This window comes from Nocardia elegans NBRC 108235, assembly GCF_001612845.1.
In the GTDB taxonomy this organism is placed as follows: Bacteria; Actinomycetota; Actinomycetes; order Mycobacteriales; family Mycobacteriaceae; genus Nocardia; species Nocardia nova.
Genome location: NZ_BDBF01000009.1, coordinates 164,453 through 181,658 on the forward strand (window position 1 = coordinate 164,453; position 17,206 = coordinate 181,658).

The 17,206-nt window shown below is 59.5% G+C and carries 11 protein-coding genes; 5 read left to right on the top strand and 6 right to left on the bottom strand.

All coding sequences use genetic code 11. The features are described 5' to 3' along the window. The first annotated feature begins 835 nt into the window (after nt 1–835). From NE2_RS08020 to NE2_RS35525, 4 genes are all read left to right on the top strand, one after another. The gene (locus NE2_RS08020) at nt 836–1,300 is read left to right on the top strand and encodes a Het-E N-terminal domain-containing protein (protein WP_063025264.1); all 465 of its coding nucleotides are present in this window, start codon (nt 836–838) and stop codon (nt 1,298–1,300) included. A gap of 227 nt (nt 1,301–1,527) precedes the next feature. After that, entirely contained in the window at nt 1,528–2,676 is a 1,149-nt protein-coding gene (locus NE2_RS37770; RefSeq protein WP_425438059.1) for a hypothetical protein, read from the top strand. Between the two features lie 369 nt (nt 2,677–3,045). Then, on the top strand, nt 3,046–4,518 hold the full coding sequence (locus tag NE2_RS08030; protein WP_063025268.1) for an FAD-dependent oxidoreductase: 1,473 nt from the start codon (nt 3,046–3,048) through the stop codon (nt 4,516–4,518). A 1,669-nt stretch (nt 4,519–6,187) separates the two neighbouring features. After that, nucleotides 6,188–6,709 (top strand): hypothetical protein, encoded by a 522-nt coding sequence (locus NE2_RS35525; protein WP_146165341.1) that lies wholly within the window; start codon nt 6,188–6,190, stop codon nt 6,707–6,709. A gap of 131 nt (nt 6,710–6,840) precedes the next feature. Here the strand turns inward: NE2_RS35525 and NE2_RS08040 are convergent, their stop codons facing one another. From NE2_RS08040 to NE2_RS34790, 5 genes are all read right to left on the bottom strand, one after another. Continuing rightward, nucleotides 6,841–8,829, bottom strand: a complete 1,989-nt coding sequence (locus tag NE2_RS08040) for an ATP-dependent nuclease (RefSeq protein ID WP_081879808.1) — start codon at nt 8,827–8,829, stop codon at nt 6,841–6,843. Nucleotides 8,830–10,388: 1,559 nt separating this feature from the next. After that, nucleotides 10,389–10,739 carry a hypothetical protein gene (locus NE2_RS08045; RefSeq protein WP_146165340.1) on the bottom strand — a complete coding sequence of 117 codons (351 nt, stop codon included), beginning with the start codon at nt 10,737–10,739 and terminating at the stop codon, nt 10,389–10,391. After that, nucleotides 10,717–11,406 (bottom strand): uracil-DNA glycosylase family protein, encoded by a 690-nt coding sequence (locus NE2_RS08050; protein WP_146165339.1) that lies wholly within the window; start codon nt 11,404–11,406, stop codon nt 10,717–10,719. The genes NE2_RS08045 and NE2_RS08050 overlap by 23 nt, the downstream gene beginning before the upstream one ends. Nucleotides 11,407–11,555: 149 nt before the next feature. Continuing rightward, nucleotides 11,556–12,671 (bottom strand): MAE_28990/MAE_18760 family HEPN-like nuclease, encoded by a 1,116-nt coding sequence (locus NE2_RS08055; RefSeq protein ID WP_146165338.1) that lies wholly within the window; start codon nt 12,669–12,671, stop codon nt 11,556–11,558. Beyond that, a complete protein-coding gene (locus tag NE2_RS34790) occupies nt 12,668–13,888 on the bottom strand; it encodes a DUF262 domain-containing protein (protein WP_167356716.1) in 1,221 nt (406 codons plus the stop codon). The genes NE2_RS08055 and NE2_RS34790 overlap by 4 nt, the downstream gene beginning before the upstream one ends. A 233-nt stretch (nt 13,889–14,121) precedes the next feature. On the opposite strand from NE2_RS34790, the gene NE2_RS08060 reads away from it, so the two are divergent. Then, complete coding sequence (locus NE2_RS08060; RefSeq protein ID WP_146165337.1) at nt 14,122–15,015, top strand: hypothetical protein; 894 nt, start codon at nt 14,122–14,124, stop codon at nt 15,013–15,015. On the opposite strand, the gene NE2_RS34795 is transcribed toward NE2_RS08060, so the two are convergent. Further along, nucleotides 14,999–17,155, bottom strand: a complete 2,157-nt coding sequence (locus NE2_RS34795; RefSeq protein WP_218018569.1) for a DNA methyltransferase — start codon at nt 17,153–17,155, stop codon at nt 14,999–15,001. The genes NE2_RS08060 and NE2_RS34795 overlap by 17 nt on opposite strands. Between the last annotated feature and the right edge of the window lie 51 nt (nt 17,156–17,206).

The window sequence follows — 17,206 nt, forward strand, 5'->3', positions numbered from 1 at the left end:
CGTCCCCCGAAGAAAACGGAAACCGGTAGGTATTTTAGAAATTTCAGCAGGTCAGAGTGCCTACAGGATCGAATGACTGCCGCGGACTCCCAGGCGTGATACGGGACGATTCGGAATGTTGTGAACCCTGCAGCCGGTCCGGTGGTGGCAAAAAGCTATGTCAAGACCCGTGGATTCCGCTGGCCTCGAGCACCGGCTCTGCCCCTAATTCGTAGAATGTCCGGCTCGGGCGCGTGGGAGTGATATTTTCCATCGCGAACGTTTCGCACGTAAAAAGCCAACCGTCCAGTACTTCAGCGTTGCTTATTTGGTGATGGCGGCCCTTCCGAGTTCGGGTAGGTGCTTGTATAGCGTTGACCGCGACACCCCAGCAGCCGCGCGATCGAGGGCACCGACCAGCGCGGCGAATCCATGGAACACCTCAAGCGCCTGCCGGCGGTCGCGGTGCCGAGGGGCCTCGTGCAGGGTCACAGACCGGTTGCTGAGGTCAGCCTCCGATTCCGCGCACTAATCGGAGGTCAGCCGCACAGGGCACTCCGTCCGGCGGCGGGCATATCAAGATCGAATCCGAGATCTATTCTCCGACATCGAACATCGCGGGTGTATCGCCGACCCGACCGTTCAGCAATGCCGCGTTCAAGGCACGCGCTACAGATCCCGGCCTGCGAGACACCCTGCCCCGAAATACACCGCGTACCGGGGTCGGCAGCGGGGTTTCGGGCGTGGGAGCTTGTTTCGACCGGTTGCGGTGGCCGGGAAGGGGTTTGGGCGTAAAGTGCGCGGTCGGGGTGGTTGCCGGTTCGTCGGCCCGCCGGGGCAGGGAGGGATTCTGCGCATGTTGGAGACGATTCCGCAGATTGTGGCCGACGCGGTCGCTGCGGGGGCTGCGGCGGGGTTGAAGGACACGGCCAAGCTCGCGGTCAAGGACGCGTATAAGCAGCTGAAGAACTTGGTCACCGGCCGGTACGGGCAGGTCGATGTGACCGCGGTGGAGCAGCGCCCCGCCTCGGAGCATAGGCGCAGCGAGCTGGCCGAGGACCTGACCGCCGCCGGCGCCGGCGGTGATACCGAGCTGCTGGCCGCGGCTCAAGCGCTGCTGGCCGCTGTGCGTGCGCATGAGGCCGCCGCCGGTGTGGCGGTGGGGGTGGATCTTGAACGGGTGCAGGCCGCCGCGCTGCGGGTGCGGGAGGTCGAATCCACCGGCACCGCAATCCGTGTCGTCGACGGCCGCTTCGACGGCGACATCGACCTCGGCTCGATACGCGCGGGCCGGCAGGACCCTCCTCCGGCGCACCGGTAACCCCCGCCCCGGCCGCGCCACCACCCTCCCGGGGAACACCGCACACTCCCGGTGGCGCAGACGCTGCACAGACTGTGGCGGATGCCGGCTGGGCCGGGCTGGTGTCGATGTCCGGAGTATCCGCCGGCGGCAACATCCACACCAGCGTCACCCAGGTCCTCGCGGCCGCCACGACCACGGCAGCGGGCCGGGTGGTAGGCCGGATCCCCACGCTGCCAGCACATTTCGTGTTCCGCCGCGAGTTCGAGGCGCTCGCTAAGCGGGTGGCGGCCTCGCCGGTGACTGCGGTGGTGACCGGGATGCGCGGTGTCGGGAAAACCCAGCTCGCCGCTGCCTACGCCCGCGCCGTGCTCACCACCGGCGACTGCGGCCTGGTGGGCTGGATCGACGCTGACACCGCCGGCACCCTGCTGGAAGGCCTCGCCGCGGTCGCCGAACAGCAAGGGGTGGCCGATCCCGACGGGGACTCCTACCGCTCGGCGATCCGGTTGCGCGATTACCTCAGCGACTCCACCCGTACAGGGCTGTTGGTGTTCGACAACGCCACCGACCCCGACCGGCTCAGCGAATTCCTTCCCGTCCTCGGTGCCACGAAGGTAGTGATCACCAGCACCGACCACGACTTCACCAGTCTGGGCGCCGCACTCGATTTGGAGGTCTACGACAGGGCTGTATCCGTGCGCTACTTGCACGACGCCACCGGCCACCGCGCCACCCCGCCCGATGATGCCGGTGCCGGCGAGATCGCGGAAGATCTGGGGGATCTGCCGCTGGCACTGGCCCAGGCCGCCGCCACCATCACCGCCCGTCGGCTGGACTACACCACCTACCGGCAGTTGCTGACCGGGCCGCTGCCGCGTGCGCTCACCCGCCGCAGAGGCGACCCGCACCGTTTGCGGGTGGACACCGCGATCCTGCTGTCGATCGAAACCACCGGAGGTCCCTGGTCTGCGGGCCGAGGCACCCGAGAGCACCGACGAAACCGACCCCACCGCACAGGACGCGGAGCGCTAGGCCCTGGCCGACTTCTGTCGACCGACGCCGGTCAGCTCGTGCTTGCGTCGGCTGGCGGCGACGTCTTCGTGATGGCTGGCCGCCCAGCCCGCGAGCGTCATCACGGCATCGAGGAGCGACCGTCCCAGCGGGGTCAGGTCGTACTCGACCCGGGGCGGCACCTCGGCGTAGGCCGTGCGGGTGAGCAGCCCGTCGCGCTCCAGGGCCTTCAGCGTCACCGTGAGCATCCGCTGCGAGATGCCCGGGATGCTGAGCAGGTGGATCGAATGACGATTCGTTGCGGGACCGGTGAACGCGCGGGTGTCGTTCCGAGCGAAGGAGAGTCCTTTGCATCAAGTGTCACGCCGAATTCGACGTTGTAGGACGCGAGACGAGGTGACTCCGGTGTGTTGGGTGAGCGCGCCGCCAAACGCCACGCGATTTTTCTCGCTGAGTGGGATTCTCGGCCTTCCTCGGATTGGTCGCCGACGACACTGGGCGCGATCGAGTTGCTGAAGACAGGAGCGGGCGACTCACTGCGCGTGTTCGTGCGGACCCGGCCGAAGTCCGATCGGCGTTCCGGTGTACTCGTACCGGACCGTCGTCCCCCTTGCGGCGCGGACGCATGGCGGTTATCGACAACTGCCCAGTTGACGAGGCTGCACCGATTTCTCGGCGTTGCCGATCAGCGGCGAGTTCGTAGTTGTAACACGCGGAATTGCATCGCCGGCCTCAATGAAGAGGAGAGAACAATGTCGGACGTCGGGAGTGTTCGCCCCGAGCACGCTGCTGCGATTGCCGAATGGGATTACGAAGCCGACGTGGTCGTCGTCGGGTACGGCGTTGCGGGTGCGAGTGCGGCGATCGAGGCAGCTCGTGCGGGCGCGGACGTCTTGGTGCTGGAGCGCACCGGTGGCTGGGGTGGTGCGGCGGCGCTCTCGGGTGGATTCATCTATCTCGGCGGAGGCATGGCGTTGCAGAAGGCCCTCGGCTTCGAGGACACCCCCGAGAACATGGAGAAGTACATGACGGCCGCGTTCGGCCCGGGGGTCGACGAGTCGAAGGTCCATGATTATTGTCAGGGCAGCGTCGAGCACTTCGATTGGCTTGTTGCCCAAGGTGTCCCGTTCAAAGAGGAGTTCTGGGGTGAACCGGGCTGGGAACCCCCGACGGATCAGGGCCTGATGTACTCCGGCGGCGAGAACGCCGCGCCGTACAACACCATCGCGACCCCGGCACCGCGTGGACACCTCCCACAGATGGCCAACAAGCGCACCGGTGAAAAAGGTGGCGGTTTCATGCTGATGAAGCCGCTCACCGACATGGCCGAGTCGCTGGGCGTGCGCGCCGAATATGATTTGCGCCTGCGGCGCTTGATCACCGATGACGCTGGTCGCGTCGCCGGGGTGGTCGCGAGGCGCTACGGGAAGGATGTGCACGTTCGTGCGCGGCGCGGCGTCGTGCTGGCGACCGGGAGTTTCGCCTTCAACGAGCAGATGGTGAAGACCTACGTGCCCGTCCTGACCGATAAGGCGGCGTCGGCCGTCGAAGAACATGACGGGATCGGCATCCGGGTTGCGCAGGCGCTTGGGGCTGATTTGGCCCACATGGACGCGATCGAGGTCGCGCTCTTCGCCGATCCGCAGATGGTGGCGCGCGGGATTTTCGTCAACGCACGAGGCCAGCGTTTCCTCGCCGAGGATACGTACGGCGGTTTCATGGGCCAAGAGGTGCTGATGCGCCAGAATAACCAGGCATTTCTTATCATTGATGAGATCGCGCTGGAAGAGGCGCGGAATACCCGCTCCAGCACTGCGGGGATGCGGAATGAGCCGCCGGCGTGGGTCGCCGAGTCCGTCGAAGAACTGGAATCGGAGATGGGTTTTCCCACGGGTGTTTTGCAGGCGACCGTGGATGTCTACAACCGTCATGCCAAGGAGGGCGTGGACCCCGTGCTGGGCAAGAAACCGGAGTGGGTCAAGCCGATCGGGACGCCGCTGGCGGCCTACGACTTGAGCAACCGCACCGGCGGGTTCACTCTCGGCGGATTGAAGACCGATCTCGATTCCCGCGTGTTGCATGTTTCTGGTGACCCCATCCCTGGTCTGTTCGCCGCTGGGCGGTGCACCTCGGGCATCTGCGCCGGCGGCTATGCCAGCGGTGCTTCACTCGGCGACGGCAGCTTCTTCGGCCGCCGCGCCGGGCGCGCAGCTGCCAAGTCCTGACTGTGCAGAAACACGCATCGGTGGCCCGACCATGACTCCCACACGGTCGCCGCGATTCGACGACATCTTCGGCCCGGAGGGCAATAACCCCCCAGGGGACCCGAAGATTTCGATACAGAATTCGACGAGAGACGGGACGGAGACGGGACAGCGGCCGCGTCCTGACCCCGAAAACCGCCTCTCACCAGGCAATCTACAAACTTCGCCCGATAACCAGTTTCATGCTCGGCGAGATTCGAAGAAAACCCTGGTGAGAGGCGGTTTTTGGACCCAATCGGCTAGAAAGGCCGGGTGAGGCGATTCCCATCCTGTAGGTCCTCATCGCATCCCAATGAGCAACGGGAGAATGACGGGACGGCGACAATACCCCTACGGGGTAAGTGCACGTCCGGGCTGGCGGGTCAGCTTCAATGTCGCGTCGGTCGCATGCAACGCCGCCCGGGTGATGCCAGTAGGACAGGCTAGTTTTGGGGAGTTGCAAGATCTGTGTTGGTAGATCTGTGTTGGTAATACGCCTGGGCGGGGTACCGGCGCGTCGCGCTTCGGCACGCCGATGAATTTTTTCGAACAGCAATCTTTCAGCAAATCAATCGGAGTCTGCCTGGCGGCGGCGATTGGTGCATTGGAGCCCACCTACCTCGCACGCGCGAGTCGCTGGTTTGAAACCGGCTGGGACCACTTTTGCGCAGGTCAGTCGTGGAGATGAAGTGTTCGACTGCGCTGATGCCTCCGCGTGAGGCCCGATTGGTGTGTGCGGTGGAGCGGATGGTGTGGGATCGCCTCGAGGTCCGGTTTGGTGACCTGGTCCAATCTGCGGTCGCCCCAGTGGAGTTCGAGACGGTTCAGATGGGTGCCGTAGGTGCGTCGCGTGCCTGCTTCGAGGGTGGCGCGGACTGCGGGGACGATCTCGGCGAATGTAGGCACGTTCGTGGCCGGGCGACGAGGTCTGCGGGTGACAGGCCCATCTGCGTGAGCAGCAGGCGCGCGGCGGCGATGGTATCGCTCGTGGTGGCTGCTGTGTTCGGAGCGCCCATGATCACCGATCCAGAAGGGGCAGTTGGGCGGACAGGAGCCTGCCTATGGCAGCGGGCGGATGGATCAGGAGATGTTTGTGACTGCGGCGTCCCGTCAATAGGACCGCTCGCCGATGAGGAGGCCGACTCTGCGCCGTTGCCGGAACGGGATGCGGAAATAGCCGTCGGCGGTGACCTGGACGGGTCCGTCGTCGGCCGGGCCGACGAACAGGATGCCGTCCAGGGGCTGTATCTGTAGGTGTGTCCCCGGCGTTCAGTTCAGGGCTGTCATGACGTATCGGTCGAGGACTCTGCCGACCTCGCCGAGAGCGCATACGCCACATAGGATGTCGTCGATGGGGGCCGGTTCCGGCTCTGCCGATTTCGGCAGGGGGCCGCGAATCAGTTGTTCCAGTGGTGCCTGTGGGGGAATCAGCGTTGGGATCACCGTCGCCCACCGATCATCCCGAGTGTCCGGACGGGCAGCGTTGTCTGGAGCCGATCCTGGCGGATCTGCCAATAGTTTCCGCAGGTGGGTGCGCATTTTCCCAGGTCACCTCCGTGTGTTCGAGTGCGCTCGAACACACGGCACGCAAATCAGGCAGATCTACCGGGAAACGGTGCACCTAAGAGGACCTCTTTCAAACCGTGAAGGTTTGAAAGAGCCCGCTTTGGTACGCCTAATCGGAACGCTTTCAAACACGCCGCGACCCCTGGAGCGGCTCATCGCCAAACTCGGTGAGCAGCCTGCTGGCGCTCAACGCACGAAGCTCGTACACAAGGTGACGTCGGCGAAACGTGAGCGACGGTCGTACAAGCCGAACCGAAAATTATCGCCGGAAGAGATACAGAATCTGGTTGCGCAGTACGAAGCTGGGTCGTCGATCGCTGATCTCGCTCGCCTGTTCGGAATGCATACGCAAACGGTTGACGCTCATCTGAAACGGCAGGGCGTAGAGAAACACTGGGCCTTCAGGCTGTCCTCTGAACAGGTCGATAAGGCAGTAGAGCTGTATGCCAATGGCTGGTCGACGATTGAAATCGCCAAGGAATTCAATATCACCACCAACACTGCCAACAGGAGCCTTATCCGCGCGGGCGTGACTCTGCGTAGTGCACGCGAGGGTCGATGGTACACGAAACGTAAGACAACGCGCCTCAAGAAAAGGAATAGCTGATCGACCAGGCCCCGGCTGAGCAGTAGCGATCCCTTACTGCTCAGCCTGATTTCCTCGGTCGCAGCCCCTATGTGATGTCTTCCAGAAGGTGATGCCCGATCAGCACCTGCCTATCTACAATTTGGGATACGTCAATATTTCGCCGCAAATCCTGCCATCTTTTCTAGGCATGCTTTTAGCGGCGCAGGCATAGTTTCCAGATTTACCGCATAGGCCGCAGCTCGATAGTGAGCCATCTTTTTCGTTCGCAGCTGGCCGCCGACAGCTGTCAGCTGAGCGACGAAATCAGGCCACTTCTCAAGCTCTGACTCAATATCGTCATGCCAGAGTGTAAAGTCTGCCGTCGACATCGAATCACCCTCGAACTTGGCGCCCGACGTAACACCGTTAGGAAGCCAATCAATGACTTCCTCTGTCTGTTTTCGATTACTCTCCAATGCTTCGAGTTGCTTCGACGATCCCGGCTCGTATTTTTCGCTACGCAACGAGCACATAGCGTCTCCATCGACAACTACATATATCGGCACCGCGAGCGCCTGCAAGATTGCACTGGGTACGCGAAGGTTCCCTTTGCCTCCCATGCAGAGCACTGATACACCCGCAGCATCAAGTGGCATCCCGCAGCGCTCAGCTAGAGCTTCGATCACAACCTTGTCAGTATCGCCCTCGACGAGTACAACACGATCGGAGAAGAATCCCTCCGAAAAGGAGGTAGGCAACTCCTTGGTTACGACCTTACTCACAGACTCTTCACTCTTGCCAATATCCGCGGCGATCTGAGCAAATGAAGTGCTTTTAATTGTCGATTGGTTGCCGACGATCCCGAATCGCCGCAAGGCTGAAAACTGCTCTGGACGTACGAAGTACGGGCTGTGGGTGGCAACAATCACCTGAACGTTCGGTTCCTGTGCCAGATTCGTCAGCACGCGAGCAAACGTTCGTGCTCTCACTGGGTGCTGGTAAATCTCGGGCTCCTCGATGCAGATGATCAGCGAGGGAAGTTGTTCCAACTCTGCGGCCAGCCGAGCATCGGCATCCTCGACCTCTTCGCCGTCCTGGATGACATGGCTGTCTGCGGCGCTCGCGGCGTCCGGAACCATCGCCTGCAGCATTGTCATCATGATCGCACGCTGCGTCCCGTGACCTTGCCGTGCGACATCATTCGCGATGCCGTTGACGATCACATCGGTCCTCACCGACACCGACGACCTAGGCTGCCATTCCGGAATATCAGGGGTGAACTTGATCGACGTTCCAGGAATGAACTGGTCAAGCCGCGCGTTGATCCGTGCTGCTTGGACATCCGTAGACTTGGCGACTCCTTCGCGAACAGACTTCTGCAACTCGTCAATCGCGTCGCTATGTTTCACACGCCAGTCTGCGTGGGCCTTTTCCCCGGCCGCAGCCATCAGTGCTCCGACCAGTTCGTTTAGGGCAGTCTTCTTTCCGATGGCTCCTACTTCGCCAGCGATGTTCAACGCGGCCGGCACAAAGACCATTCGGCTACATTGGTTAATGACCGTTGTGCCAATAGCGCCGAAGAGATGAGAAGCATCAACGTCAGGGGTCTGTTCTAGCTTGTCTGCATTCGCCGGATCTGCCTCCCAATCTTCAAGCGCGGTTACTATGGCCGCCTTCGCTGCCTTCCCGCCAAGGTCGGGAAGCTCTGGAAATTTATCGCGCAACGCAATGTAGGCGGGGCGGTACTCGCCCACTTTCGTTCCGTCGCGTGCTTCCGCGAAACCTGGCCCTTGCATGGCGTTACCGACAATCTTCTCTTTTCCATCGGCCGCTGTCCAGGTGCGCCTAAAAGTCGCCTGCTCACCCAACCCGTACTTTCCGAGGCGTCGCCGGTCGGCGGGGGTGAGGGAATCGAAGGTCACCATGACAGATATGTAGCGCTGATCGCCTTCCACGACTGGCTCCGGCTCCGGCGAGCTTCCATCCCGATACACGTCGGCAATGCCGAGTCCGCCGCCCTTGAAAAACCAGTCGAGCGCATACACCACCGACGACTTTCCGGACCCGTTGGGGCCGATCAACGCCGTATAGTCGTCAAGACTGATATCCAAGTCTTGTATGCTCCGGTAGTTCTTTATATTGATTCGTCTGATATACACCTTAGGGCTTCTCCAATGAGTCCATTATCTCACACCCGCCGTTATCGGCCTTGCTGAGCTTTCCGCGACACCACTGGCGACTGATCGCCAATTTACGAAAATTGGCAGCATACGTACAAGCGGTTACTCGCGGGAGAACCACCGCGACTTCCCGCAGGCCGTATTTGGCGTGCGCGTCAGTCGCGTTGAAGAGCTGGTGACCGCATCAATATGGGGGAGTGGAGCTTCGCGATCACCAGGGAAACAAAACGAGATTTCGAACCCAAGCCGGCGGGCAGAGGAATCATGTACCCAGCGGATTGGTGCGGATGAGCCGATCGGCGCCGATTACGAACAGCGGCCCCGTTTCGGCTCCCGTCAACTACGCGAGCTGGATCAACTTCCAGTCGACACCCTTGCCGTCATACGGCGGCATGATGTTGCCTCGGGCGCCGGCCGCGGTGGTCGACGGTGCAGCGACAACCTGCCAGACACCGCTTTCCGGACACACTGATCCTGTGTGAGCAATCATTCCAGCCTGACTCATGCCGAGCCATCCTTTCACTGACGAGCCGCGACGTCCGTCCGCCCGGGTGGTATCAGCGGTAAAGCTCTGATCACGATGTGTCCGACGTAACTGACATCCGCGCATCCGGCTGGTAATTTCGGCGCCCTACCGCCAAGTAGACGCGAAACCCCAGGACCAGAGCCCCACAGGCATCTGATCCTGGGGTTTGCTGTGTACCGAGGAGGGAGCCTACATCGGTATTGCTGATTGTGGAAAGTCTGTTTTCCCGTCTCGTCGATCACATTGACCTTGTGGTGCGCGAAATACTCGCAGATGTGCCGTGTGCGAGTAGGCAAAGCACGCTCCCATCAGGCATGATTGCCCGTTTCAAATTAAGTCAACCGACCGGTATTGGACGTACGATTCGTCCTAGGCTTGAATGAAAAACATGGCCAAATTGTCTATTGCTGTCTGGTTGCCATGGCGAATTGCGGACCATGGATGACCATTTGTAACCGAAAACGGGGCAGGAGTCTCTTCCTACCCTCGCGACCCAGGACAAGCCGACCGAGCCGGCGACCGTTGATGGCCTGGCTTGGCGCCGACCGCCGGCCTGAGCGAGATGCAGTGGCATCGCCCTCGACTGCTCGGCATACCTGGGTGGACGCGCCGTAGCAACAACATGTCGGGGGAGGGCAAGCGATGATGGGCACTCATAGCCACGAGCACGTCATGATCGCCATACGGGACGTGGTCGGGAATCGGCGGCGGTTGGTATGCGGGCACCGTTCAGATCCATATGCGGCAGGATCGACGTTGCGGCGAAGGCTAACCTCGAAGTCGGGACGACATCCTCAGCCACTCGCTGCCGAGTGACGATAGCGGACCAGCTCGCATCGAGATCGGCAAACCTCGCCGCCGTCGCGGATGGTGCGGAATGTTGGTGGCGCGCCCCTCAATCATTCTAAATCTCCGCTCGGCACCAGCCAAGCCGTTGCGAGCGTGCCGTTCTTGATGGGGATCAGGGTGAACAGGAGATCCAGATCATGCCTGGATCGGAATGTTGCCGCGACTATCTGCGCCTGGAATCACCGCGGGCGACTGCCAATCCGTCCGACATGCGTGCTTTGACTTGTACTGCCAGCGTGGCGGTGTGATCACGCAGGTGGAACACCAGGCCGACGCCTTCGTCATCGACGATCGAGGTGGAGACATTCAATTGGCCATGGGTGGCCAGGATGCAGCTCGCCGCGACCAGGTACTCGGCCGCTTTGCCCAAGCGAGTGGAATCAGCGGACATCTCCAGATAGCTGGGGCGTTCATCCGTAGCGACCTCTTCCTGCACGTCATCGAAGCTGCCGAGGTCCTGCGTTTTCCGGTGGCGCCCAGCGGAAAGCCGTTCATCGGACCATGCTTGCGACACGCGCGAAGGCGGCTGCGATGTCGTCACGGTTCCGGCGGCCGGTGTCTTTATCAACCTGGTTGATCGACAGCGGACCTGGATGCGCAGTGAACAGGACCTCGGCACCGTGAAACCGTCGATGGCTCTTGCCGACTGCGGCGTGCCAGGCTGGCCAGGTTTGCGACTTGCCCATGACGATGACCGCGGCGAGGTCACCGGGCAGTAGGTCGACCACCTCCTCCAGGTACCGTCGCGCCCGCCGAGCTTCCGATCCCAATGTTCGCCGGCCTTTCGCGGGATTGGCGACCCACCACGGAATGACGTTCCACGGAACATAATCGGCGTACTGGAGGGACGTCTCCTCGCACAGTTTGTACACGTTGTGCGCGGTCTGGTCGTTGTTGTGCAGGCTGATGAAACCGGATTCGCCATCGGCCGCGCCGGAGGGATCTTGTAGCAGCATAAGCACTTTTGCCCCATCCGATGCTGACCAGGGATCGAAGTACGGGATGCTCTCGCCGGTGGCGGTCCGCAGTTGATCCACCCAATGGTTCAGTTCGCCGATCGGGCCGCTGTAGCGGTCGGCCAGCCGCTCCTCGACGTTTTGGGGCATCACCAGCTTGCTCAACAGCTCACCGCGGTCGTATGCGAGCCGGTTTTTCACACCACGGTAGGAGGGAGAGGCCATGCCGTTAGTGTCGGTATCTGGCTGACCGCCGTTAGCGCCGCACGGCACGAATGCCGCCAAGTCGGTCGGTTCTATGGATCTCTACAAAGGGGGCTGGCCGCAGAGAAGGCTTCACTTGGAAACGATAGTTTGACCTTTCTATTCTATGCCTAGACGATCAAGTCGACATCCTTGGCTTCGGATACGGCGTCGCGCAGTAGCCTTTCCAGCTTTGATAGCTTACTCGGAATTATCTTAAAGAGTGCCCCATCCTTTACGGCAACACCCAGGTCGATAGCGAATGGACCTGCGCCGGAGCTAGCTTCCGAAACGCGTTCCTGGTTCACTTGAATTTCCTTTATGGTGCAGATGTGTATGCCATTCTTAACCATATAAGCCGAAGCGCCCGGCCTGACTGTTACAGAGACATCGGCGAGGCGTCCAATACTGCGCACGCCGGTTTCGCTATTCAACCACGAGCGATCAATGGTGCCGACTTCTGCGGCCTCGCGTTCGACTAAGCCGTTCAGGTGATAAATAGCTAGAGTGCGAAATAACCACAAATCATACCGGTAAACCGTCTCAGCAATCGCTCGCAGCGTATCAATATCTACTATTTCAGAGTCCGAGCCGTGGGCCACGTCGTTGCGTCTGTTAGCGAGATCATCTAGAACAGATTCAGCCGTCGTATACAAACCGATCAGAACACCAAATGGGAACTCGCCAAAACCCTCCTTGTCGACGGCTGAATCTTTCAGTTTGAAATCCAGTCTCGATAACACTTGACGCACGGTCCCAGATCTAAAGTTAGAGGTGTGCTTCGCCATGGCCTCTTCGTTGAGCGCGATGATGCCATCGAAGCAGGTAACTAAGTCGTATATCTCATTTCTCAATGAAACCGCATCCAGAGGCGTCACCTGCGCCATATCTTGCAAGCGCTTTAACGTCAGCGTGAGGTGTTCTCGTTTCAGTACCTCGGGCAGACTGTCATATGTTGAATACAGATCTTTCATCAATCGCGTGGTTACCGTAACCAGATCTCGAATAAAACGTTCGTGCGTGCTGTAAATCTGGACGATAGCGAACGAGTAGTATTGACGACGCCAAGACGCCCCTGCAAGTATCGGGGACATTGTCGTCGCAATCACCGAGACTGGATCAGGCGAATCCGCAGAAATCGCCCCCCGCATCTCCTCAAGACCACTCACGAGATCAAAAAATTCAGACAAGTCCTTCATTGATGCATGGAGCCGCAGCACCGGCGCCCGCAGGTCTGTGGTGCTCAATACACGAACCCCTCAAGGAACTCAGCGAACAGGATGTCTCGCTTTTCAGCGTCTCTAGCATTGACTTTGCGTCCATCAAATTCTGCCGCGTGCTTTCGATAGAAATTCGGAAGTGCCTTGCGTATATCCCCACGCCGCCGCTCCAGCGCATCGCTCTTGTCCAAAAGATTGCTAAAAGCACGCATAATTGGGTCATAAGCTACCACCGTCGGATCACTTATCCAGAGCCACTCATCTGCGCGTTTTCTGTATAGCCAGAACGCTTTAGTCCCGAGGATACTCAAAGCTAAGTCGGACGCATCCCTGAATAACTCTTCCATCTGGTGGATCGTCTCAATTGGAAGTTTATTACCCGAAATTAGGAATTGAGTAAGAAACGCGTCAAGCCCTCCCGTCCTCGAAAGCCTGGATCGCTGACGATGCGCAAAGAATCGAAGGACGAGTTGCGCGTCCTCCATAATTCGATACTTCTTGTTCTTTAGCAGCTCCTTTGATGGCTGCCAAGTTTCCGGAGAGTGTAGTTCCTCGGAGGTGGGAATTGGGATATCCCACATCTCGCAAAATGACTGATGTCGCGAAAGTCTGATGCACGCTCTATTCAATGGTCCAGGGTGCAAGGCATTTCGCTGCTCTTGCGGCGACAGATCCTCGCCACCAGTGTTGATCCGCTCGAATACAAGTTGTTTTAGCCGCTCGGCTTCATTCTCATTTTTTGCTGTTTCGTGCAGGAGAACAATTGAAGACAGATACCGCCTGTCAATGCCACGCCGAACCTGTTCTGGAAGTTGACTATACTTCCGGCCGTTTAGTTCTGGCCATTCCCGTAGACCCTCAAGTGCGAACTTATCATCATAGAACTCCGCAATGGTTGTTAGACGCTGCTTACCGTCCATGACTTCGAATCTAGAGAGCTGAGCCTCATACAAGAAGACTGGAGGTACCGGAACATTTATAATAAAAGACTCGATCAGTCTAGATCGCTTCTCGGCTCCCCATCTGGGGCGTCGTTGAAAGTCTGGTTGCAGATCGTAGTCAGCGCTTTGCACTAACGCGGGAACTTGCTTCAGTTGGTACCTTGCCTGCTCTACAACAATACGTATCTCGCCCCGAACATATTTATCGTTAATTGCTTCGTCGGTACTTGCGCTTTTTGGCACCAGCCCATGGGCGGAGACTCGCTCGATGCGTTCACCGGGAAGTAGCTTGTCATTGGACACTGGCAAAGCGGGGCTCCTCTTCTACATACAGGCAAGCTCACGGCATGAAATGGTTGCGAGCTTGTGCAGCGGTAACGGCCGCCAGCCGGAGCAGCAGTGACCCAGCTTCAGACATCGCTGCAGGTCCCTCCTTGCCCTAGTACCGAACCGAGCGTACCCGCTTTGTCGGTGCTCGGCTGTACGTTGGGTCCTGTCGGCGAACCAGCCTGACATTGATACTCCAGGAGGGGCACATGACCATTCCCGTTGGGCCAGAACGACACCCACGTGATCTCGCCGCCGCCTGTTTCGTCGTGCTCACCGAAGAGTTCTTCGATGCAGATGGCCGACCGGTCCCGTTCGAGCTGCCCGACAAGAAAGACACTCAGGATGACCCGTTCGACCAGCTAATCCGCGATCGTCTGGATGCAAGACTCCCATCGGGCGTAAAGGTCCTCTCGTCAGGCAAGAAGCTCGTCAGTCCGGACCTTGTCGTTGCGCGCCCCGAGGAGACATCGCTCCTCATCAACGGTGGTGAGGAGATGGACATGCGTCGCATCATCGCAATAGAGGTGAAGAAGGTGAACGCTGACTCTGCGGGGAACGCAGCGCGCGCGAGTGGGATGGACTACAACTCGACACCGCCGTGCTCGCACGTCACTATCCACTCGAAGACGGGTCGTCTGCTGGCTGTTCCGGCTTTCTATCTGTTTGCGATCCACTCCCAAGTGAACGACAAGTACATTCTCCAGGGCCTCGCGCTTGTCAGCGGCGCGATGCTGAACCAGGATGTTGAGTTGTATACCAGTATTACGGGCGTTCGGCAGAAGAGCATCCAGCTAGGCACTTTCGGCGATGGCCTCGACCGGCAACGTCCGATGCTGGTGTTTGCTAATCCTCTCGGCTGGAGCTGGTTGCGGGAGCAGCCAACTCTGCTGCATGAGCGAGACGACCTTGCCGACGAGCAAGACGATTTGCACCGCGTCCGACAGGTGATCCGAACCGGACGCGACGGCACCAAGCACGAGTTCTGGGCCTACCGTGGGACGGCCGGCATAGTCGAAGAGGCTGCCATTGACCCGTTCCCCACGCCAGCGAATCGCAAGACGGAGACATCCCCTCGCGGCAAGTTCATGATTGAACTTTAGTTCGCCCGTCAACCACACCGAGCGCTTTGCATGCCTGGTTTGCCTCGTCCGTTGCGCGAATCAGGAGCTCAGCAATGGATTCCGTACATGTCGGATCCGTGTAGGCAGCGAGAATCGCGCCGCGGACCACGGATTGAACGTCACTCCATCCAACAGTGACGTCCGCGTCCTGACACTCTCGAAGCTCAGCAATGACTCGTTCAAGTGTCGGGCGCGGCCCGGCAGTGGTCTTGCGACAGACCACGATGGAGTCCAGGTTGGAGGGATTGGTTGCGGCGCTCTTCGGTGCAGCGACGCTCATTTCGCCCTTGACCGGTTGGACTGCGGTGATGACCAGGCCAGCGGCTCTAAGCGCTCGCACGACCGCTTCCCACCCTGATACTCGCGCTTGGTGGAAGGTAAAGGCCAGCAGCCCTTCATCTTTCATGACGCGCGCAACTTCACGCCAAACCGCTTCTATTGCCGAGGAAAACTCGTCAGCATCAGCCGATTGAACCTCCGATGAAGCCCGGGTGGTCTCTGTATCGGGGTAGCCCTCGAACGGCTTCAGCCGCCGCAGCCAGGCATGAAAGAAGTCGGCAAGTTCGGAGTAGTGCACGTTGTCGAAGTACGGCGGATCGGTGATCACCAAATCGACACTCCGGTCCGGCAACTGGGTTCGATCGGAAGATCCGCAGACCACCAGTGCAGCGTGTGGGTCGTCCATCAGCGTCGAAAAGGAGGCCGCTAGTGAGTGGCCAAGTGGTCGCGACAGCCCAAACGTGCGTTCGCCATCAACGATGTCATGTGGCTGCTGTTTGTACTCCCAGGCTCGAAGCAGTCGACTGTTGAACAGGGTTGAGAACGAGCCAGATGAAGCCGGCGTGCCCCACGGGTGGGCTTCGAGTGGTGCACGTTCTGGTTTGAGAATGTGATGCGAGAACATATGGCGGACTGCGCCCGTGCCTTCGCCCTTGTACGAGCAGAACAGGTTGTTGAACTCTAGGGTGCCCGAGAACAGTGCGATGAGAGCTTCTCGCTCCGCACTCACAGGAAGGTCCCGTATGGCGGCCCCCAAAAGACCTAACGAATAAAGCTGACGAGCGTTGAAGAATTGTCGCCAATCCTTGTAACCCCACGATATTGCTTGCCTCGTATTGTAGCCGTGGTCCAATGATCCAATCGGAAGAACGAGTTCATCGCTCGTGCTAGCTAACAACGCTTCGGCTTCGGCGTACAGCTCACGATCAAAGTCATCAATCGGCTCATAACGCTTCGTGCCATCTGCGCCAAGTACTAGCTTGGCATACATTTCCATTTGTGGTGGCATGCCCTTGAGCGCGTCGATAACTTTCGTGGCGTGGCCGGCGGGGCAAGTCATTTTCGCGCCAGAAACCGGGCCGTCAAAAGCGCCCGACCAATGGCAGTTGTGACATTTGAATCCGGTGTCACGTGACGTATCGACGACATTGACCGCATGACACAAAGGGCACGTCGCCTGAGCCCGCGGATATTTCTTGGGATATGCGTGGCGGGCAAATATGTACTGGTTGAACAATTTGACCGGAGGAGTCGACGAAGGGCAACGAGGGCAGGATGCAGTTCCGATCCAGAAGTAGTAGAGGACTGTCTCTTTGTTATGGTTAACGTGAAGTCGGTCGATCTCAGATCGCACCTTGGATTGCACCGTCTCATAGGCGGATTCAATTGCAGTGATGTCCCAGTTCGCGACCGCTTGGCGCTGTACAAGCGTAGCGACCGGGTTTATATCGTATCCGATAGCTCGACAGCCCATCTTGGCTGCTTCGACAAGTGTTGTGCCGGATCCGGCGAACGGATCAAACACGACAAGGTCTGGCCGGTTGACCGCAGTTCTGTATAATTCTTCAGCCTCGGACTCCGACTTAGCCATCGCCGACGCGATAATGCCGCGGAACACCGTGCCAAGTCTCTGGGCCCACCACTTGTGTGTATGCGTTGCTGGCCGATGGACTTCTTTTCGCCACGCTTCTTTTTCGGCAGCGGCTGACACCACGCCAGCTGGAAATCCGATCTCAAGGCTCGTGCTAACGTCACCTCGACCGGATTCGGGAGGATTGATTTCAGTACCATCATCCCACAACTGGAGCAACGAATTTCCCGCCGACGTTGGTGTCGCCACAGAAAACCCTCTTCCCGTCGAATTTTTCCGTTTATTGTACTTAATTTTTAC